This window comes from Vibrio sp. 10N.239.312.D08 (assembly GCF_041466145.1).
In the GTDB taxonomy this organism is placed as follows: domain Bacteria; phylum Pseudomonadota; class Gammaproteobacteria; order Enterobacterales; family Vibrionaceae; genus Vibrio; species Vibrio crassostreae_C.
Genome location: NZ_JBFSSD010000005.1, coordinates 44,303 through 64,585 on the forward strand (window position 1 = coordinate 44,303; position 20,283 = coordinate 64,585).

Genomic DNA, 20,283 nt, shown 5'->3' on the forward strand with positions numbered 1-20,283 from the left:
ACATTAGTTATGCCGTTAAGGTTATACAGATACAAAAAGGGCTGATATCACTATCAGCCCTTTGTTTTTTATTCTATTTTCTCTATTCACTTAGACTGGAGATTGCCTAAACACGCGAGACTTACTTAGACAAGCAAGTTTGAGCATCGATTAAGTTAGTATCCCACTCAAAGGTTTCAAACAACCTTAGCCAAGTTTCATCAAGGTTGGCCTTCATCACCAACTCTTCTTTTGTGAAAGGATGGATAAAGCGAAGCTCAGAAGCGTGCAACAACAAACGATGCGAATCTAAATCATCACGGAACAGTCGATTGTGCTTACCATCACCATGTGAAGTATCACCGACAATCGGATGTCTTAGATGAGCCATGTGACGACGCAGCTGATGTTTGCGACCTGTCTTTGGCATCATCTCAACCAAGCAATAACGACTGGTAGGAAAGCGTCCTGTTGAATATGGCACTTCTACTTTTGCTAGCGGTTCATAGACTGTCACTGCCTCTTGCGCTTCTTTGTCTTCTTTCGCGAACTTATCTGCGATCTTATCCAGCTCAACCTTAAGTGCATAATCGAGCGTATCGCCCTCTTCTATCCAACCACGGACAATCGCATGATAGGTTTTTTGCATCTCATGATTAGCGAACATTGGCATCACCTGTGAAGCAACCTCACTCGACAACGCAAACACCAACACACCCGATGTCGGTCTGTCTAAGCGGTGTAATGGAAATACATGCTGACCAATTTGATCGCGCAATGTCTGCATAACAAATTGCGTTTCGTGTTTATCCAACCATGAACGATGCACTAGCATGCCAGCGGGCTTATTCACCGCGACAAAGTACTCATCTTGATAAATGATCTCTAACATTACGCACATACCTCATCAATGCTCTGAATTGTCACTAGCAGTTCGACTTTGTCTGCCTCATTTTTCCACACTTCACCAAAATAAGGATGGATAGCAAAGCCTTTCGGTAGGCTCATTTGGGCATCCATCATTGCGTTGATCTTAACGATAAAGATCCACTGCAACCACTCTTCCGGTTGTAACGAATCAATCCCGAAAGGTTCAACGCTCGCCAGAGCTTCATCCGAAGGCGGAAGCGTGCTCCATAGCGAACATTGGCGCATTTGTTCTTCTAATTGTTGAAGTAAAAGAGGTAACTTTGTGGCTGCTGTCATTTTTCACCAAGTTATTTATCTAGTGACCTTGAAATTGGGGCATAGAGTACCATCTATTTAGGAAAGAAAGTTAGGAGCTTTATTACTATGGAAACGATTCACACGCTCACTCAGTTACTAAAGAATAGCGGTTGCCAGTACGATATCTACGACCTAGGTCGCCGTATTCAGAAGATCGACAACACCTTATTCTCTGATGTTGAGCAAGGGAAACAGCCGTACCCATTTCCACTTCAGAAACAAGCTCACTTAGCGATTAGTTACTGGAACGAACACAAGCAACCTTGGATCTGGTTCCTAAAATTCAAACTGGACGAAAGAGGCCTATTACATCAAGGTGATGTCGGCAATTTCCTTAAGTTTGTTATCGAAGCGATGGGCACACGTTTGAACGGTGAGATCAGCGAAGAGCAACAACAAAAGCTGTCAAACAACCCATATACCTTCAAGCCTTCAGAAGACAAAATGGCCGTGTTCCATAGCCAAGTAAGAGCAGGTTTAGACCTTGCAACGAGCCAATACTACGAACACGCTCAACACTACTTCACAGGCGATCTAGGCTGGGACAACTGGAAAACCGTTGGCCTACAAGGCATCACTGATATGTGTGCTCGTTTAGGCAGCCAACAAAATGGTGTCGCGATTCGCAAAGCATTGAATAAGCTGCCTTCAGAACCTCTATACGCGACTCTCGGGGCGCTTGAGCATACGCAAATCAATGACAAGCTCGCTCAACGCTTACAAGAAATGGCAGAGAATGAGATTAACAGTCAAGAGCCAGATCTGTTCTTACTGTCAGCACTGGTACGTGCCCTTTCTGGCGCAGAGCAAAGCACAACCAACGCCGTAATTAACCAAGTTCTGGCTAGCCCGCGCTTAAGCCACCAAGAAGTATTGATTGGTTTGGCTGGTCGCAGCTGGCACGCACTGCAAGATCCTGCGATTGCTGAGCAGTTCTTGCTGCGTCTCGCACAAACGGGCAACCAAAACTTGTTCAATCAGTTATTTGCAGATTTAGTGATGATTCCGACACTGAGAATGGTATTTTTACCATTATTGAACTCGAACCCATCACCAGAACTCGCCAATGCACTTGTAGAATTACAACAAGCGGCTAAGTCGCAATAGATACCAGACAGAACAGCTCAGTAGCTCATAACAAAAAGCTCAAATCACGAACGGAATAGAGAGATAAAAGGAAGTATGGATTAAATGATAGATAACTTATTGGCTATTTTGATGCTGTGCTTCTTTTGCTTTCTGTTTTGGCAACAGCGCAGGCAATCCGAGCTTGCGAAAGCTGCCATTGCGAGAAAATGTAAAGAGCTCGACTTACAGCTATTAAGTGTTGCCTTTAGTGGTCATAAACTTAAGATGCGCCATGAGCTCACCACCATTTGGCGCTGGCACACCGTGTATCAATTTGAGTTTTCAGCGTTAGGTGATGACCTGTACCAAGGGAAACTGACCATGGTGGGCTTCCGTTCTATGCGGTTTGAGCTACAGCCTCATAGAATGTAACGTCGCAATACGCGGTATAACTATATTCATGATAAGGGCCAAACTGATCTTGTTTGGTCTCTTTAAATGCAAAGCCTAACTTTTCAAGTAACTTAATTGATGGGTTATGACCAACATTAACGGTCGCGACAACATTCGTTAGGTGTTCTTCAAAACAAACCAAACTAAAGAAAGGTTTTAGCACTTCACTAGCAAGGCCTTGATTCCAAAACTCCTTGTCCAGAATAAATCCCAGTTCATGCTTCCCTTCTTCAGACGAAACAAACAAATGCCCGAGGTATTCGCGGGTTTGGTTGTGGATAATGGCTCGGCAAAAACCAACGTTGTCGTTCAGTATTTCTTGAAATAGGTGTTTTGCAGAGGCAATAGAATGCGGCCCGTTCATTTCAGCACGATTGATGGGGCAGCAATTCAACTTGATAAAGTCATGTTCTAACTGCTCGGTATAAGGTACCAACAGCGTTCTTGAGGTTGCTATCGTCATAAAACACTCCTTGTGTTGACCATTAGCAGAAAAGCAGATGTCGCGTGCTTAGATAAAAGCTCCTGAATTAAAGAGAGCCCCTAGATAGAGAAAAAGCCTTAGGAAAAGAAAAGCCCCGACACCGAAGTGTCAGGGCTAGGGTCTTACTCGCAGCAGTCCGGCTACTAATTAATGCTCCATGCATCATCCATAATAGTGGCTGTAATCCTTCAGCTCTTTCCTTTACTTCGCCGTCCTAGCGGTGTCCAATCATCCTGAAAGCTAACAATCCTAGTTAGCGCACATCACTTGTTCCGTGAGCGGTGTCCTTTACATCGTCCTGATGCTAATCCAACCCTTTAATCCTAAAGGTGTCCATTGTCATTCCGTTGCAGCTAACTTCCTGTTAACTGACTGTATTCCTACAATGTCCTTACGCTCCATGCTTGATCACTCAATCCTAAGTAACCAAATCTTCATCCTGAAGATAACCAAATCCTTGGTGCTTTCCTGTTCCGTGTCAGAATCCTTCCGACAAGGTTTAATTTACGCGATTTAGGATTTCGGACAATAGATTTGCATCACATTTTGAATTCAAGAAAGTTGTTAATTATATAAAACAATTAAAATTCAACACCTTAACCATGTGCACATCAATCTCTCTAGCGATGTATTCGTGTTATCTCACAACCTTTGTAAGAGATCTCTCACAAGCCATGGGCGGTTTTATGATTCGCTATCATTCACCAGAGCGAGTAAAATGACTAAAGACTAAAAATGGAGATCAACATGCTGACAAAAGATGTTTCTGAAGAGTTGAAATCAGTGCTTGAAGGACTGCAAGCGCAAGGGAAAGAGCCGACAGTTGCTTTAGTTAAGGCTCGTATGAGCACATCCGTTCCGATGCCCGCTTTAATCACGACCATCAAGAGCTGGAAAAGCGCAAATCGTGTTCCTAAAGTTGAAGTCGCGACACAAGAAGAGCCAGCACTTGATCGTGTTAGCCAACTGGAAAAGCAAATCCTTGAACTCACTGCTCGCGTTGCCATGCTTGAAGCTAAACTAACTGATCAATAAGGCAACTGAGCAATAAGTTGACCGATAAATAAGCTAACAGAGAAATAGAACACTATGAAGATATGGGTTGATGCGGACGCTTGTCCAAAGGTTATCCGAGAAACAATCGTACGCGCAGCTGAGCGCACAGGGGTTGAATGTACCTTTGTGGCAAACCATCTGGTTCCCGTTCCTAAACGCAATAACATTCACTCAATTCAAGTGCCAAGCGGGTTTGATATTGCTGATGATGAAATCGTAAAGCGCACTGAACCCGGCGATCTTGTGATTACATCCGATATCCCTCTGGCTGACGAAGTGATCACTAAAGGTGGGCAAGCACTCAGCTCTCGTGGTGAGCTTTACACCAAAGAGACCATTAAAGCGCGTCTGAACATTCGTGACTTTATGGATACCATGCGCTCAAGTGGCATCCAAACGGGTGGACCAAGTGCCCTTTCTCAAACCGACCGTCGTGAGTTCGCAAACCACTTAGATAGAATTCTAGCCAAACGCTAGCTGGCTCATCCGAGCTTAACCTAGTTCTATCTCTCCATAAAAAATCAAAAAACCTGCAAACAATGCAGGTTTTTTTAATATCAATTAGAAGAAGGTTTCCCCTACTCTACAACTAAGGCGTGTAGTACGTTGCAGCGCCTGGACCTACTGGTAGACCGAATACGAATACCCATAGGTAGAACAAGATGCTCCAACCAAACATGAATACCATTGAGTAAGGCAACATTGTCGCGATCAGTGTACCGATACCTAGGTTCTTCATGTAGCGAGTTGCTACGGCAAGGATAAGACCGAAGTAGCTCATCATTGGTGTAATGATGTTGGTTGTTGAATCACCGATACGGTAAGCCGCTTGAATCGTTTCAGGTGCGTAGCCTACTAGCATTAGCATTGGAACGAAGATTGGCGCTGTTACTGCCCACTGTGCAGAAGCTGAACCGATCATCAGGTTAATGAAACCACACATTAGGATGAATGCGAAGAACAACATTGGACCCGTTAGGCCGATATCCTGAAGGAATGTTGCGCCGCCTACAGCAACCACTTGACCAAAGTTCGTCCACTTAAAGAAAGCAACAAACTGTGCAGCAAAGAATACAAGAACGATGTACATGCCCATTGAAGACATAGACGTTGCCATTGCATTAATCACATCACGGTCATTCTTCATTGAACCGGTAATTTTGCCGTAAACAAAACCAGGAATAGCAAAGAATACAAAGATAAACGCGACGATACTTTTCAGGAATGGAGAGCCTGAAATCGTGCCCGCCTCTGAACGTAGAACACCGTCAGCAGGAACAACAGTCCAAGCTAAAAGCGCACTCACGATTAATACAGCGACACCCGCCAATCTAAGGCCTTTCTTCTCAATAGCAGTAAGCTTACCCATTGAGTCATTTGAAAGATCTTCAGACGCGTCTTCGACATTGTATTTACCCAGTTTAGGTTCAACAATCTTCTCTGTTACCAATGCGCCGGCAATCGAGATAAAGAAGGTCGAAATAAACATGAAGTACCAGTTTGATTCAGGGCCAACAGAGTAAGATGGATCAAGCATTTGTGCTGCTGTTTCTGTGATACCAGAAAGCAGTGGATCAACCGTACCGATAAGTAGATTTGCAGAATAACCACCAGATACACCAGCAAATGCTGCCGCTAGACCTGCTAATGGGTGACGACCCAAAGAGTGGAAAAGCATTGCTGCAAGAGGGATAAGTACTACGTAACCCAGCTCTGAAGCCGTGTTAGAGATAATACCGGCAAATACCACGGTTACAGTAACCATGCGCTGAGATGCGCCCATTACCATGCCGCGCATTGCCGCAGATAATAGACCTGAGTGCTCAGCAATCGCAACACCTAGCATTGCAACAAGTACAGTACCAAGTGGCGCAAAGCCAACAAAGTTCGAAACTAGATTCGTTACGATGAGTTGTAAGCCTTCAGCATTAAGTAAGCTTACAACGTGGATCATACCATCAGCAGCACGACCACTAGCACCTTCAGGGCGAGGGTCCATGACAGACACTTCAAAGTAACCAGCAATACCTGAAGAAACTAGGATTGCGACACAGAAGATAGCAAAAAGAGTGATTGGGTGGGGTAAAAGGTTCCCCAAATATTCAACGCTGTCTAAAAAGCGTGTGAAAATAGGTTTTTTTGGTGCGTTGTTTTTTATTGAAGCAGATGAACTCATCTGTTCCCTCCTTGTGTAGTGATTCCTGTGCAATTGTGACAAAGATGTTCAAATTGCCAGCGAAGGGTACGCGACAAAAATATCAATTAGAAATTCAAAATGTTACAAAGTGTGTAACAAACGACAACTTTCAACTCTATTTGAACAATTAATTAGCAAATAAATCTATATTAAACACAAAAACTAGATTTATAATTTACAACAACGCATTCACTAGAAATATAACTCACAATATAACCCATTGATTCACTTGAAAATAAAATACATCGTACGTTAAATGCACACTCGATATCCGGTTAAGTTCCTCTCGAAGGAAAAGAAAAACAGACAAATGAATGAAGTTTGACTTTCCCCTCGTTTTTACACACATGTCACATCATATTGACGGTTATTTTTGAACCGCTTTAAATCTTGGATTGGATTTACAGATCACATAGTGACGCCCTCTACGCTTAACTATCTGGCAATCAGGGTGACGGCTTTTCGCACTTTTAAGTGATTTAACAACTTTCATTATTTAGCTCCCTTACCTAATTGACCAAAGCGACGAGTAAAATTAGCAACACGTCCCTCTTTATGTAGCACTCTCTGTTTACCCGTATAGAAAGGATGTGATTTTGAAGATACTTCAATAGTGAAATAAGGGTAAGTATTACCATCTTCCCATTCGATAGTACGCTCTGTTTTCAAGGTGGAGCCAATCAAGAAGTCCTCATCAACATTGGTGTCGTGGAACACCACTGTGCGGTAGCCCGGGTGGATATTCGGTTTCATTGTATTTCCCTAAATAATTAAATTGATACGTTATAACATATCAAATGTTAATTATTATCAAAAGAAAAACAAGCGATTTTATGATATTTTTCCGTCTTAACTGAAACCAGAGAACACCTTGCTATGTACACCATTAAACCTGTTGGCTTTATTGAGTCTCCTTATAAAGAGAAGTTCGCTGTGCCAAGACAGCCTAGGTTAGTACCAACATCCACCTCAAGAGTCAGGTTGGTTGACGCAGCAAACTGCCTTGAGTCTGTTCGAGATATTGAGCAATTTAGCCATGTGTGGTTGTTGTTTTTGTTCGATAAGAACCTTGAAGCAGGCTGGAGACCAACCGTGAGGCCACCTCGCCTTGGCGGCAATGAACGTATTGGTGTCTTCGCGTCTCGTGCCACATTCAGACCCAATGGAATTGGCATGTCTGCGGTTGAACTCAAAGGTGTATCTCAAGAGAAAGGGCAGACTTGGTTGGATCTTGGCAGCGTCGACTTAGTAGACGGCACACCGATCATCGACATCAAGCCTTATATCCCCTACTCAGATTCGATTCCGGATGCATTGGGAGGGTTTGCCGCCGACGAACCAGAGGTGCTCGACGTTAACTTTTCGCAGCAAGCGCAAAGTAAGCTCGCAAGCCATCCACAGGCGCGCCATATCATTCAGGTGATCAAAGAAGTATTAGGCCAAGATCCTCGCCCTGCCTATAAGAAAGGTAAACCTGACAGTAAGGAATATGCGGTAAATTTGTTCGATCTTAACGTGAAATTCGTAGTTGAAACGCTTTTCATCAATGTAACTGACATTGAACGCTTTTGAGATCCCAAATAGGCTGATATTATATGCGGCTATATCAGATTTGCTGTGGTTGCGAACGACAGCAAGTTTTCTTTTATCAATGATGAAACGGATACCATAGAATGCGTACCAGTAACTACCTTCTTTCTACTCTGAAAGAGACTCCAAACGACGCAGAAGTTATCAGCCACCAGCTGATGCTACGTGCAGGTATGATCCGTAAGCTAGCTTCAGGTTTATATACTTGGCTACCTACTGGTCTACGTGTACTGCGTAAAGTCGAAAATATCGTTCGCCAAGAGATCGATAATGCAGGTGCCGTTGAAATCTTGATGCCCGTAGTTCAACCGTTTGAGCTTTGGGAAGAGACTGGCCGTTCTGAAAAGATGGGGCCTGAGCTACTTCGTTTCACAGACCGTCACTCTCGTCCATTTGTTCTTAGCCCAACAGCTGAAGAAGTGGTAACGAGTCTAGTACGTAACGAGATCAGCTCTTACAAACAGCTACCTCTAAATCTGTACCAAATCCAGACTAAATTCCGTGATGAGCGCCGCCCTCGTTTTGGCGTAATGCGTGCACGTGAATTCTCTATGATGGATGCGTACAGCTTTGATATCGACAAAGAAGGCTTAGAAAAGTCTTACCAAGCGATGCACGATGCTTACTGTAAAGCATTCGACCGTATGGGCCTTGAATACCGTCCAGTATTGGCAGACTCTGGCGCAATCGGCGGCAGCGGCTCTCAAGAGTTCCACGTTCTTGCTGAAAGCGGCGAAGACCTAATCGCATTCTCAACTGAGTCAGATTACGCAGCAAACATCGAAAAAGCAGAAGCACTTGCTCCTACTGAAGATGCAGCAGCACCAACTCAAGAGATGGAACTGGTTGATACACCAAATGCGAAAACTATCGCAGAATTGGTAGAGCAACACGGTCTAGCAATCGAGAAGACAGTTAAGACTCTATTCGTTAAAGCATCTGATGAAGTAGAAGCAGATATTATTGCTCTAATCATCCGTGGTGACCACGAGCTTAACGAAGTGAAAGCAGAAAACCTTCCACAGGTTGCTTCTCCGCTAGAGATGGCTTCTGAAGAAGAAATCCGCGCACTTGTTGGTGCAGGTCCTGGTTCACTTGGACCTGTTGGCCTAGAGCTACCATTCATCGTTGACCGCTCTGTTGCTGTAATGAGCGACTTTGGCGCTGGTGCAAACGTAGATGGTAAGCACTACTTCGGCATCAACTGGGGTCGTGACGTTGAGCTGGCTCAAGTTGAAGACCTACGTAACGTAGTTGAAGGCGACCTAAGCCCATGTGGTCAAGGTACTATCCAGCTTAAGCGTGGTATTGAAGTTGGTCACATCTTCCAACTAGGTAATACTTACTCTAAAGCAATGAACTGTAACGTGCTTGGCCCTGATGGTAAGAGCGTAATCCTAGAAATGGGTTGTTACGGTATCGGTGTTTCACGTGTTGTTGCATCTGCTATCGAGCAAAACCACGATAAATTCGGTATCACTTGGCCAGACGCACTAGCGCCGTTCCAAGTTGCTATCGTACCAATGAACATGCACAAATCTGAGCGCGTTAAAGAAGCAGCTGAGAAGCTATACGCTGAATTAACAGCTATGGGTATCGAAGTTTTATTCGATGACCGTAAAGAGCGCCCTGGTGTTATGTTTAAAGATATCGAGCTTGTGGGTATCCCTCACACTATCGTTATCGGCGATCGCAGCATGGACGAAGGTAACTTCGAATACAAAAACCGTCGTACTGGTGATAAAGAAGCTATCGCAATGGACACGGTTATCGAGCACCTTAAGGCTCAACTAGCTTAGTAATCCGATTACTGACTAGATAAACATTGAAAGGCTGCCGTTAGGTGGCCTTTTTTGTGCCTGTCATTTCGCTTCAAACTCCCTTCTATTTATCAGTAGAGTAAATAACGTAAGTTAATCCCCTGTTCATCTTTAAATCCGTATATTGGTGTCATCAACTTTTTGGACATGCTCACCATTGGAGGTATCGATGGATATCAAAAGCTTACTGAACCAAGCACTTAAATCAGATCTCGTAAAACAAGGTACTCAGAAACTTTCACAAGGGTCTTCAAGTTTAAGTGGCTTTTCTCAAGGCAGCAATAGCAAGAGTAGCAGTAAAAGTACACTCGGAGCCTTCGGTGCAGGCGCAGTTGGCGGAGGACTGTTAGGTGCGTTAATGGGCTCTAAGAAGACTAAGAAAATGGGTAAGAAAGCGGCTGGGATTGGCGGCGCAGCAGCACTGGGCGCTTTGGCTTATAAAGTCTACAACGACTACCAGTCCAAACAAGGCCAGACACCTAACGCCGAACAGGCTCAGTTTGATGAAAATGATGCAAACCACAGCGTGCTGATTCTACGATCGATGATTGCCGCGTCTAAAGCTGATGGCCATGTTGATGAAGAAGAGATGGCTAAGATAGAGCAAGCCGTCGAGAATATGGGCGCTGATTATCAACTGACTAAATTGGTCTCTGAAGAACTGCATAAGCCACTCGACCCAAGCGAAATCGCTCAACTGGCAACGTCACCTCAACAGGCGAGTGAGATCTACTTAGCCTCTTTGATTGTGGCCGACGAACAGAATTTCATGGAAAAGGCGTACCTGAAAGAGCTCGCGAAACAGCTCAATCTTGCTGATGAAGTCACCTATCAACTTGAACAACAAGTCTCTGGCTAATCGGCAAGTACCAAACGAAGCCGTAAAGAACGGCCTAAGCAGCGAGCTAACCAAGTGAGATATTGAGCAAGGACAAACTAACTCTGAACTTGATCAGATCCACTTTGTTTTTGCTTATCTCTATGTGTATATTGAGATCAGTTATCATTTGGTTAGGTATAAAAATGAAAGTATACGATTGTTGTGATTTGGTTCGTGAACTGTATTCTCAAATTGGCAGTGGCGACCAAGGCTATATCCCTAAAGCGATCACCTGCGCAGTAAAAACATTGAATGACCTTGCTGCCGATGAGTCTCTTCCTAAAGAAGCTCGTGAACGTGCAGCCTTTGCCGCTGCTAACTTACTGATTTCAGATTTCGAGGACTAATATGAACCTCGCTAACTTTGAAAAAATGGATCCAGTGATGTTGATGAGCATCGTCAACATGAAGCTTCGTGACGACTTCGGCGGTGATTTAGATCGAATGGTCAACTTCTACGAAATCGACAAAGCAGCCTTAATCGCTAAGCTCGCGTCTGCTGGTTTTGAGTATCTTCCAGAAGCTAAACAGTTTCGATAGTCGTTTAAAAAATCTTCCTATTTAAAGACCAACCTCTGTGTTGGTCTTTTTTTGTTGGTGATACGTAATAAGGAAACACGCAGCAAACCCATTATAAATTATCTGTATGCACCTATACTTTTATATCTTAGAGTCAACGAACGCGCCTTGAACCAAAGCGTATTGTTGTATAGGCTACCTAAACTAGCATATAAAACTCATCACTAAACTTGATGATAGTGAAGGATTAACAATGAAAAGACTCGGACTTTTAGCCGTTATCGCAGCCGCACTCACCGCAGGTTGCGCTTCAAATACTCAGCAAGACAACTTTCGCGAAGCCTCTTTTGAGCTGTGTAATACTGAAGTCGATATTTACTCTGTAAGCCATGATGAACGAGTTCGTATTGTCTGTTCTGATGGCTCTAAATTCGCTTTGAACAGCGAAGACACATTAGAAGTGATGCGTGACATCAACATCGACTACTGTGATGGCGAAGGCCTAGGTAAGTTCAGTGAAAGCCGCCACTACTACTCTTTCAAGTGTAAGTCAGGCACCCTACTTAGCATCAAAAAGTAGAATCGACACTACCAAATACCAAAGGGTTGATGTGAAAGCATTAACCCTTTTTAATACCCGCTTTTCTTTACTCTTAATCCCAAATCCACCAGCCACCAGATACAAAAAATAGCTCCTTTAAAGAAGCCTCTAGTATCATTGCTTTTCAAAGTAGTTGTTTGAAATTCTAAGAGAGCACGCAGAGATTACGGGTGTAAGTGAGCATGCTCGACAACAATTTTAAAACTTCCAAGTACAAAAAAGGCCCCTATTAAGGAGCCTCTAGTATCAATATTTTTCAAAGTAGTTGTTTGAAATTCTAGGAGAGCACGCGGAGCTTACGAATGTAAGTGAGCATGCTCGACAACGTAATACCCAAAAAAACAAAAAAAGCTCCCAACAGGAGCCTTTCAAATCGTATTTTTCAATCAAATAGCTTTAGTTCAAGGAAAAGGCGCGGAGTTTACGAATGTAAATGAGCACCTTTGACACAGAAATTAAGCTATTTGAGCCAGAAAAATTAAGCGTAAACAGGTAGACGCTTACAGATCTCTAATACTTTTGCTTTCGTTGCTTCGATAACAGACTCATCGCCCATGTTATCTAGGATGTCACAGATCCAACCTGCTAGCTCTTTCGCGTCTGCTTCTGAGAAACCGCGACGAGTGATAGAAGGAGAACCGATACGGATACCTGAAGTAACGAATGGGCTACGTGGGTCGTTTGGTACTGAGTTCTTGTTTACAGTGATGTTTGCTGCACCTAGTGCTGCATCTGCTTCTTTACCTGTGATGTCTTTGTTGATTAGGTCAACTAGGAACAGGTGGTTCTCTGTAGAACCTGAAACGATGTTGTAACCACGAGCTAGGAATTCAGCAACCATTGCTTTTGCGTTAGCAACAACACGTGCTTGGTATTCTTTGAACTCTGGCTCTAGAGCTTCTTTGAACGCTACTGCTTTACCAGCGATAACGTGCATTAGAGGACCACCTTGGCCGCCTGGGAATACTGCTGAGTTCAGCTTCTTGTAAAGATCTTCGCCTTCGTTAGAAAGGATTAGACCACCACGAGGACCCGCAAGCGTTTTGTGCGTCGTTGTAGTTACTACGTGAGCGTGTGGCACTGGGTTCGGGTAAACGCCTGCAGCGATTAGACCTGCTACGTGAGCCATATCTACGAACAGGTAAGCACCTACTTTGTCAGCGATTTCACGCATGCGCTTCCAATCACAGATTTGAGAGTAAGCAGAGAAACCACCGATGATCATCTTAGGCTTGTTCTCGATAGCCAGCTTTTCCATCTCTTCGTAATCGATTTGACCCGCTTCATCGATACCGTAAGGGATGATGTTGTAAAGCTTACCAGAGAAGTTTACTGGAGAACCGTGAGTTAGGTGACCACCGTGTGCTAGGCTCATACCTAGAACCGTATCGCCTGCATTTAGTAGTGCCATGTATACAGCGTTATTTGCTTGAGAACCTGAGTGAGGCTGTACGTTTGCGTACTCTGCACCAAATAGTTCACATGCACGTTCAATTGCTAGAGTTTCAACTTTGTCTACGTACTCACAACCACCGTAGTAACGCTTGCCTGGGTAGCCTTCAGCGTATTTGTTTGTTAGCTGAGAACCTTGAGCTTCCATTACACGTGGGCTTGTGTAGTTTTCTGAAGCGATAAGTTCGATATGCTCTTCCTGACGAAGAGTTTCTTCTTGGATAGCTGCGAATAGATCCGCATCGTAATCAGCAATGTTCATGTCACGCTTAAGCATCTGTATCTCCTGACTCAGATTGTACTGAAAGTTTCAAAAAAACCACACAACGACCGAAAGCAAACGTTTCCGTCACCGTTTTGATGTGACGCATTCTACATAATTTGATCTAGGTCATAAAGAGCTAATTGCAATTTTATCATGCAGTTTTTTCATAATCACAAATAAGATTCATCATGGTTATTTGGCTTATCCAACCAAAGATGGCGCTTACTGTCAATTTTACGCTTTACACCCTGTAAAACGCAGATTACATAGGTTTACCTTAATTTTGCCCCTCAAGCTACCGAAAGCTAAGGTTTTTCTCTACTATGCACGCCTTTATTGGTTAGGTAATTATAAAAACGATGGAAAAACACTCACGTAAAGAAGATTGGGTAGCGATTCTCACTGGCACGTTTTTAGTGGCGTTAGGCGTCTTCTTTTTACAGTCAGCGAACCTGCTTACCGGGGGCACTACTGGCTTGGCTCTGCTTTTGAGTCAATTCTTGCCTGTAACCTTTGGTATTTTGTACTTTGTTGCCAATTGTCCATTCTATTTATTAGCATGGAAACGATTCGGCCGTAGCTTTGCTATTAGCAGTGCGATTTCTGGTGCTTTAGTGTCTGTGTTTGCCGATCATTTATACTTAGTTATCTCGCTAGAAGTTCATAACGAGATCTATTGTGCTGTTGCCGGCGGCTTACTAATGGGCTTAGGTATGCTAATCCTATTCCGTCACCGCTCAAGTCTGGGTGGCTTCAACGTACTGTGCTTGTTTATCCAAGACCGCTACGGTATCTCGGTAGGCAAAACACAAATGGGTATTGATGCGTGTATTCTGTTTGCATCGTTCTTCTTCGTGTCACCTTGGGTGATTGCCGTATCTGTATTAGGCACCGCAGTATTGAACATCGTATTGGCAATGAACCACAAACCAACTCGCTACTCGGTGAATTACGCGTCTTAAAGTTCATTACCTGCTCTGTCGTTGCTGGCACTCGATGCTCAAACTTCTAGCAAGTAGACTCGAGGCACGATATTCCAGCCATCACTAAAACAAAAAAGGCTTTGGGAAGCACTCCAAAGCCTTTGTAGAAGCCTAATCTTTTAAGGGGAATCAAAATTAGGCTCATTGAAATGAAACAAGGTTACCCTTCAATCAAAAGAATACGAGTCTCGTAAGGTTGCAAAACTTGATGATGAGACGCCACTAAACTCTCGCTCACTTGATAATTAGACAACAAGCTCTTAGCCTTTGCCATCTCAAAACGTTCAGGTAAAACGCATTCAGCCTCTTCACCATAATAGTTGTTAATGCACAGCAGAGTTTGTCCTTCACTCTCACGAGAGTACGCAAATACCGACGGGTGCTCAGGCAATAGATCTTGATAGCTGCCATCCGTAATCACTGGTACTTGTTTGCGTAACTCAATCAAGCTCTTATAGAAATAAAAAACAGAGTCTTTGTCTTCCAGTGCTTGCTCAGCGTTAATCTCAGAGTAATTATTCGCTACATCAAGCCATGGCTGAGCTTGTGAGAACCCTGCGTAAGGCTCACTGTTCCATTGCATTGGTGTACGAGAGTTATCACGAGACTTCTGCGCCAAAATCGCCATCATATCTTCATGAGCCACACCATCACGGTTCACCATGATGTCGTACATATTGGTACTCTCAACATCACGATACTGGCTAATTTCAGTATAGCTAGGGTTAGTCATGCCAATCTCTTCACCTTGATAGATATAAGGTGTGCCCTGCATCATGTGGACAGAAGCGGCGAGCATCTTGGCTGATTCAACGCGATATTGCTGGTCGTTACCTAAGCGGCTCACGACTCTTGGTTGGTCGTGGTTACACCAGAATAGTGCACCCCAACCTTTTCCGTTCAAGCCAGTTTGCCAGTGGTTAAAGATTGACTTGAGCTGTAAGAAATCGAAGGGAGCGTTGGTCCATTTCTCACCATTGGTGTAATCGACCTTAAGGTGGTGGAAGTTAAACACCATCGATAGCTCGCTGTTATCAACGTTTGAATATTGCTGACAATGCTCCAACGTGGTTGAAGACATCTCGCCTACAGTCACGCTACCGTACTTCTGGAATACCGCTTCGCTGATCTCTTTTAGGTATTCATGTACGCGCGGGCCATCGGTATAGAAACGACGACCATCGCCAATATCATCATTAGGGAAGTCTTGCTGCTTTGAAATCAGGTTAATGACATCGAGACGGAATCCATCGACGCCCTTCTCTGCCCAGAAGCTGATAACGTCTTTTACTTCTTCGCGTACAACCGGGTTCTCCCAGTTGAGGTCGGCCTGTTCTTTCGCAAATAGATGTAAGAAATACTGACCAGTGGCTTCATCCATTTCCCATGCATTACCACCGAACTTAGACTGCCAGTTGGTTGGTGCTTGACCATCTACGGGATCTTTCCAAATATAGTAATCGCGGTAAGAGCTGTTTTTGTCGCCCAAAGCAGATTGAAACCATGCATGCTCTGTCGAGGTGTGGTTTACCACGATATCCATCACGATACGGATACCACGTTGGTGCGCTTCAGACAGCAATAAGTCGAAGTCTTCCATGGTGCCGAATTGAGGATTAATCGCGTAGTAGTCTGAGATATCGTAACCATTATCGATCATAGGAGATGCGTAAACCGGGGTTAGCCAAATCGCATCGACACTCAAATGTTTGAGGTAATCCAGTTTCGAAATGATCCCTTTGATGTCGCCAGTACCTTTACTGCCACTGTCGCAGAAGCTCTTTGGGTAGATTTGATAGATGGTTGCGGTTTTCCACCAGCTTTCATCATGTTCAGTCATCGCCATCTCTAACACTCACTTACCAGAAAATATAAAATAAAAATCACCATGTGAATCATGGTCGAATAGCCGTTATAACTAAAAGAAAAAGCTATAACTAAGAGAAAAAGCGATAACTCATTTTGGAGTCATCGCTTATTCAATGCATTACGCGTTCGCGGTTTCTAACTCACCCTTGGATTGGGCTCGCTTGTAGAAAAACAGGGTTAGCGTGATAGGCAGTACTATCGCCACCAGCATCGCGACTAGGTAAATCGACCAATATTGAGGTTGAATCGATAGGATGCCCGGCAAGCCGCCGACACCGATACCATTCGCCATCACACCCGCGCTACCACAGATTGCGGCTGCAACAGCACTACCAATCATTGCGCTCAGCATTGGGAATTTGTATTTAAGGTTAATACCGTACATCGCAGGCTCTGTTACACCTAAGTAGGCTGAGATTGCCGCAGGAACCGAGATGTCTCGTTCACCTTCACGCTTACTCAAAATAATAATGCCAACTACAGCAGATGCTTGTGCAATGTTTGATAGCGCAATCAAAGGCCAGATTGGTGTGCCACCTAAGTCTTGCATCAGTTGTAAGTCCACAGCGTTGGTTGTGTGGTGAATACCCGTGATAACCAAAGGTGCGTATAGGAAACCAAAAACCACTGAACCAAGAATCGCAAAATCACCTGTCATTGCCGCTTTAGCTGCGAATGCCACACCATCGCCTAACATACGACCGAATGGGCCAATGAAAGCGTGCGCTAGAATCACAGACAAAATAATCGATACAAATGGCACCACAACTAGGTACAAGTAAGCAGGGACGATGCGCTTAAGATTGGTTTCAATGAACGCCAAAGCCACACCCGCTAACATTGCTGGGATCACCTGAGCCTGATAACCGACCTTCTCAATCACAAACAGTCCAAAATCCCATACCTCAGGTACCGATTTACCTATCATGTATGCGTTCATGAGTTGTGGTGAAACTAAGGTCACACCGAGCGTGATACCCAAAATTGGGGTTCCGCCAAGCTTCTTAACCGTAGCCCAACACACGCCAACCGGTAGGAAGAAGAAAATAGCTTCGCCGATCAACCATAAGAAAGAGTGAACGGTTGCCCAGAATTGACTGATTTCAACTAAGGTTTTGCCGTCGAACATGCGAATGTCGCCAATCACATTACGGAAACCAAGAATCAAACCACCTGTAATGATGGCAGGCAGCAGTGGTACGAAAATTTCGGCTAAATGGGAGATACCACGCTCAAGGAAGTTCATATTTTGACGAGCAGCCAGCTTCGCCTCATCTTTTGATGATGCCTCTTTACCTGTCTGTTCAATCAGAAGTGCGTACACTTCATCAACTTCAGTGCCAATCACAACTTGGAATTGGCCTGCGTTAGTAAAACAGCCTTTTACTAGCTTCAGTTTTTCGAGTTCAGCTTTGTTGGCCTGCTCTGTATCGTTCAATACAAAACGCAGTCGAGTCAGACAGTGGCTGACACTCGCAATGTTTTCTTTACCACCGACTAACTCGATAAGACGCGCAACGTCTTGCTTCGCTATCTTACTCATACTACCCCACCCTGGTTTCATTCAATTACTCTTCTAAACCATGCAGCTATAACCACTTCGATTTAGATTGATGGGAACATTCCCAATCACGGTTATTATAATGCCCACATGAATGATAAATTAAAATGGGAACAGTCCCATTAATTGAAAGAGATCACACTCTAATTTTAATCTAAGCGGTTCAATTTCGCTTAATTGAGTGGATTATAGAATCGGAGATTGAGTGTGATGAGAGATCTCTGAATTGCCTAAAAGCTGAGAGATCAATAGATTAGCGGCCAATTTACCTGCAGATTGATACCCAGGATCAATGCTAAATACTCGAGGGAACAAGAAAGAGAGAAGATCATTACCACCAACGCCGGTGACGACCACATCTTCACGTTGTCGCTCTTGCAGACGTTTGATCACACCGAGAGCCAATGTGTCACTAGCACAGACTATAGCTTGGGTGTTAGGTGTTAGTACCTCATCCACCAGCTGATAAGCACTTTCGTGATGAAGTTGACCAGTACGATAGTTTGCCACCGAACCTGTGTTTTCACACCAATCGAGATAAGCCTTAAGACGCAGTTCACCGGTTGATTTGTCGCTAGGATCAACTCCGATGAAGCCAACCTCAGAGATCCCCTGATCCGACAGATGCGCTAACGCACTATTGATCACCTGTTGGTTATCATAGTTAATCGACGTCACGTTCTCGGTATCCAGAGCAATAACCACCGCTTTGTGTTCCCAAGCTTCAATCGCAGGAATATCGCAATCAGTAAAACCAAACACGATTATGCCGTCTACATTGCGGCGCTTGAGAACCTGAAGGTGCTCATTGGCTTTTTCTCTATCTAGCTGGCTTTCCATGATCACGACATCGTAATCCGCTCGATACAACTCAGCCAACATAGTGCTAACTGCTTTGTTTTCAGAAGGGGAATCCAGACGAGAAATGATGACACCGATGACTTTTTGACTGCCACCACGCATCGACTGCGCAGACTTTGAAGGCGTGTACCCAGATTCTTGAATTACTCTTTCCACCCTTTCTCGGGTTTCAGGTTTCACTTTTGGATCATTGGTCAGAACGCGAGATACGGTTGACTTACCAACACCGGACAGCTTAGCAATATCGAGAATAGTGAGTTTTTTGCTCATAAAAAGTCTAACGTTAAAGGGAAGAGAAGAAAAAGTGAGGGCATACCCCCTCACTTAACTGTTTGTAAATCCTAGAAGTTAACTATGACTTACTTTCGGCAATTTTTATAGACGACACGACCAAGTTCTAGACGCGCGTTGTCACCTTTAGTGCGTAAAGTGACGCTATTGATCAGTTCAGAGGTTCCATCATCTAAGATGTAATTCGTTCCTGAACCTGCCGATATTTGAGTTAGGCGATATTCATTCTCTGGCAAACGTAATACCGCTTTTTCATTACCAAGGTAAGCGACCTTAAATGAAGCGTCAGACTCACATTGATAAGTCACGAATTGATCGTCCGATACTGCACCATCAGGCGCCGCGGATTTAGAACACCCGACTAACGCTACCGTACATAGAGATGCTGCCAACAATGCTTTCATACTGCGTTCCTCATCTTTATATAGTGAACAACACTTATATCTAAGTGAAGGAGACTTAGTGTCTTAACCTTTTAAGAAAGCTGGCACGTCTTTAATGCTATCAAGTACCACGCTAGCCAACGCTTCACCTTTTTCAGTGATGGGTTTACCCGTTCTTACCAAGACTTTAGTACCAACACCTGCTGCTTCTGCAGCCATCATATCTTCCGCTTTATCGCCGATCATGACCGAGTTAGCCATATCAATCTTCAGAAAGTCACGAGCAGAAATGAACATGCCTGGCTTTGGCTTACGACATTCACAATCTTGCTTGTAGTCACCAATACCGTGCTCAGCGTGGTGAGGACAGTAATAAATGCCATCGAGCTCGACACCATTATCAACAAAGTTCCAATCCATCCACTGCGTTAAAGAAAGAAAACGGTCTTCACTAAACATGCCGCGAGCAATACCAGATTGGTTGGTCACTAGCACCAATAAATAACCCATATCTTTAAACGCTTTCGCCGCTTCAAACACACCATCGATGTATTCAAAGTCATGCTCATCATGTACGTAGCCGTGATCAACGTTAATCACTCCATCACGATCTAAAAAAACAGCAGGTTTAGACAAAATTTTGTTCTCTATCAACTCTCTATTAATCATTAATTATTACACGCTTTATTTGCTTCATCACTATCTATTTAGTTTTGCGTTCGTTAACGATTTGTTTCTAGCTTA

Annotated in this window: 23 protein-coding genes; 11 read left to right on the forward strand and 12 right to left on the reverse strand. The window is 43.9% G+C overall.

Annotated features, from left to right (window positions below; genetic code table 11):
- Positions 1-121: 121 nt before the first annotated feature.
- Both truC and AB6D58_RS04270 read right to left on the reverse strand, forming a co-directional pair.
- A complete protein-coding gene (gene truC, locus AB6D58_RS04265; RefSeq protein ID WP_017060745.1) occupies positions 122-871 on the reverse strand; it encodes a tRNA pseudouridine(65) synthase TruC in 750 nt (249 codons plus the stop codon).
- Positions 871-1,185: a YqcC family protein gene (locus tag AB6D58_RS04270; RefSeq protein WP_017063358.1), complete on the reverse strand. Its 315-nt coding sequence runs from the start codon at positions 1,183-1,185 to the stop codon at positions 871-873. The genes truC and AB6D58_RS04270 overlap by 1 nt, the downstream gene beginning before the upstream one ends.
- 87 nt (positions 1,186-1,272) lie before the next feature.
- Between AB6D58_RS04270 and AB6D58_RS04275 the strand changes: the two genes are divergently transcribed.
- A complete protein-coding gene (locus AB6D58_RS04275) occupies positions 1,273-2,313 on the forward strand; it encodes a DUF3549 family protein (protein WP_017060747.1) in 1,041 nt (346 codons plus the stop codon).
- Positions 2,314-2,397: 84 nt separating this feature from the next.
- Entirely contained in the window at positions 2,398-2,706 is a 309-nt protein-coding gene (locus AB6D58_RS04280) for a DUF3301 domain-containing protein (protein WP_017060748.1), read from the forward strand.
- Here AB6D58_RS04280 and AB6D58_RS04285 read toward each other — a convergent pair.
- Complete coding sequence (locus AB6D58_RS04285) at positions 2,672-3,190, reverse strand: GNAT family N-acetyltransferase (protein WP_017060749.1); 519 nt, start codon at positions 3,188-3,190, stop codon at positions 2,672-2,674. The genes AB6D58_RS04280 and AB6D58_RS04285 overlap by 35 nt on opposite strands.
- A gap of 768 nt (positions 3,191-3,958) precedes the next feature.
- On the opposite strand from AB6D58_RS04285, the gene AB6D58_RS04290 reads away from it, so the two are divergent.
- Together AB6D58_RS04290 and AB6D58_RS04295 are read left to right on the forward strand one after the other, a co-directional pair.
- Entirely contained in the window at positions 3,959-4,246 is a 288-nt protein-coding gene (locus AB6D58_RS04290; protein WP_017069390.1) for a hypothetical protein, read from the forward strand.
- A 54-nt stretch (positions 4,247-4,300) separates the two neighbouring features.
- Positions 4,301-4,744, forward strand: coding sequence for a YaiI/YqxD family protein (locus tag AB6D58_RS04295; protein ID WP_017063355.1), 444 nt, complete (start codon positions 4,301-4,303; stop codon positions 4,742-4,744).
- A gap of 112 nt (positions 4,745-4,856) precedes the next feature.
- Here the strand turns inward: AB6D58_RS04295 and AB6D58_RS04300 are convergent, their stop codons facing one another.
- The 3 genes from AB6D58_RS04300 to AB6D58_RS04310 all read right to left on the reverse strand — a co-directional run bounded on the left by AB6D58_RS04300 (position 4,857) and on the right by AB6D58_RS04310 (position 7,217).
- A complete protein-coding gene (locus tag AB6D58_RS04300) occupies positions 4,857-6,443 on the reverse strand; it encodes an AbgT family transporter (RefSeq protein WP_010436458.1) in 1,587 nt (528 codons plus the stop codon).
- Between the two features lie 388 nt (positions 6,444-6,831).
- Positions 6,832-6,957 (reverse strand): type B 50S ribosomal protein L36, encoded by a 126-nt coding sequence (gene ykgO / locus AB6D58_RS04305; protein WP_010436457.1) that lies wholly within the window; start codon positions 6,955-6,957, stop codon positions 6,832-6,834.
- Positions 6,957-7,217, reverse strand: coding sequence for a type B 50S ribosomal protein L31 (locus tag AB6D58_RS04310; protein ID WP_017060751.1), 261 nt, complete (start codon positions 7,215-7,217; stop codon positions 6,957-6,959). The genes ykgO and AB6D58_RS04310 overlap by 1 nt, the downstream gene beginning before the upstream one ends.
- A gap of 123 nt (positions 7,218-7,340) precedes the next feature.
- On the opposite strand from AB6D58_RS04310, the gene tsaA reads away from it, so the two are divergent.
- The 6 genes from tsaA (at position 7,341) to AB6D58_RS04340 (ending at position 11,853) form a co-directional block, all read left to right on the forward strand.
- The gene (gene tsaA / locus AB6D58_RS04315; RefSeq protein WP_372156521.1) at positions 7,341-8,036 is read left to right on the forward strand and encodes a tRNA (N6-threonylcarbamoyladenosine(37)-N6)-methyltransferase TrmO; all 696 of its coding nucleotides are present in this window, start codon (positions 7,341-7,343) and stop codon (positions 8,034-8,036) included.
- Between the two features lie 101 nt (positions 8,037-8,137).
- Positions 8,138-9,853: a proline--tRNA ligase gene (locus AB6D58_RS04320; protein ID WP_060982540.1), complete on the forward strand. Its 1,716-nt coding sequence runs from the start codon at positions 8,138-8,140 to the stop codon at positions 9,851-9,853.
- A 190-nt stretch (positions 9,854-10,043) separates the two neighbouring features.
- The gene (locus AB6D58_RS04325) at positions 10,044-10,733 is read left to right on the forward strand and encodes a tellurite resistance TerB family protein (RefSeq protein WP_372156522.1); all 690 of its coding nucleotides are present in this window, start codon (positions 10,044-10,046) and stop codon (positions 10,731-10,733) included.
- Between the two features lie 164 nt (positions 10,734-10,897).
- Positions 10,898-11,101, forward strand: a complete 204-nt coding sequence (locus AB6D58_RS04330; RefSeq protein WP_008222923.1) for a YaeP family protein — start codon at positions 10,898-10,900, stop codon at positions 11,099-11,101.
- Between the two features lies 1 nt (position 11,102).
- Positions 11,103-11,294, forward strand: coding sequence for a DUF4250 domain-containing protein (locus tag AB6D58_RS04335; RefSeq protein ID WP_372156523.1), 192 nt, complete (start codon positions 11,103-11,105; stop codon positions 11,292-11,294).
- Between the two features lie 232 nt (positions 11,295-11,526).
- The gene (locus AB6D58_RS04340; RefSeq protein ID WP_017072003.1) at positions 11,527-11,853 is read left to right on the forward strand and encodes a hypothetical protein; all 327 of its coding nucleotides are present in this window, start codon (positions 11,527-11,529) and stop codon (positions 11,851-11,853) included.
- 499 nt (positions 11,854-12,352) lie between these two features.
- Here AB6D58_RS04340 and glyA read toward each other — a convergent pair whose 3' ends face one another.
- Entirely contained in the window at positions 12,353-13,603 is a 1,251-nt protein-coding gene (glyA, locus tag AB6D58_RS04345; RefSeq protein ID WP_017066387.1) for a serine hydroxymethyltransferase, read from the reverse strand.
- Positions 13,604-13,950: 347 nt separating this feature from the next.
- On the opposite strand from glyA, the gene AB6D58_RS04350 reads away from it, so the two are divergent.
- Positions 13,951-14,553: a YitT family protein gene (locus AB6D58_RS04350; protein ID WP_017060757.1), complete on the forward strand. Its 603-nt coding sequence runs from the start codon at positions 13,951-13,953 to the stop codon at positions 14,551-14,553.
- 181 nt (positions 14,554-14,734) lie between these two features.
- Here AB6D58_RS04350 and treC read toward each other — a convergent pair whose 3' ends face one another.
- The 5 genes from treC to gmhB all read right to left on the reverse strand — a co-directional run bounded on the left by treC (position 14,735) and on the right by gmhB (position 20,208).
- A complete protein-coding gene (gene treC / locus AB6D58_RS04355; RefSeq protein ID WP_372156524.1) occupies positions 14,735-16,420 on the reverse strand; it encodes an alpha,alpha-phosphotrehalase in 1,686 nt (561 codons plus the stop codon).
- Positions 16,421-16,561: 141 nt separating this feature from the next.
- A complete protein-coding gene (gene treB, locus AB6D58_RS04360) occupies positions 16,562-17,986 on the reverse strand; it encodes a PTS trehalose transporter subunit IIBC (protein ID WP_017063347.1) in 1,425 nt (474 codons plus the stop codon).
- 204 nt (positions 17,987-18,190) lie between these two features.
- Complete coding sequence (gene treR, locus AB6D58_RS04365) at positions 18,191-19,135, reverse strand: trehalose operon repressor TreR (protein WP_146492080.1); 945 nt, start codon at positions 19,133-19,135, stop codon at positions 18,191-18,193.
- A gap of 89 nt (positions 19,136-19,224) precedes the next feature.
- Positions 19,225-19,560 (reverse strand): MliC family protein, encoded by a 336-nt coding sequence (locus AB6D58_RS04370; protein ID WP_372156526.1) that lies wholly within the window; start codon positions 19,558-19,560, stop codon positions 19,225-19,227.
- Between the two features lie 63 nt (positions 19,561-19,623).
- Positions 19,624-20,208 (reverse strand): D-glycero-beta-D-manno-heptose 1,7-bisphosphate 7-phosphatase, encoded by a 585-nt coding sequence (gmhB, locus tag AB6D58_RS04375; protein WP_017060762.1) that lies wholly within the window; start codon positions 20,206-20,208, stop codon positions 19,624-19,626.
- Between the last annotated feature and the right edge of the window lie 75 nt (positions 20,209-20,283).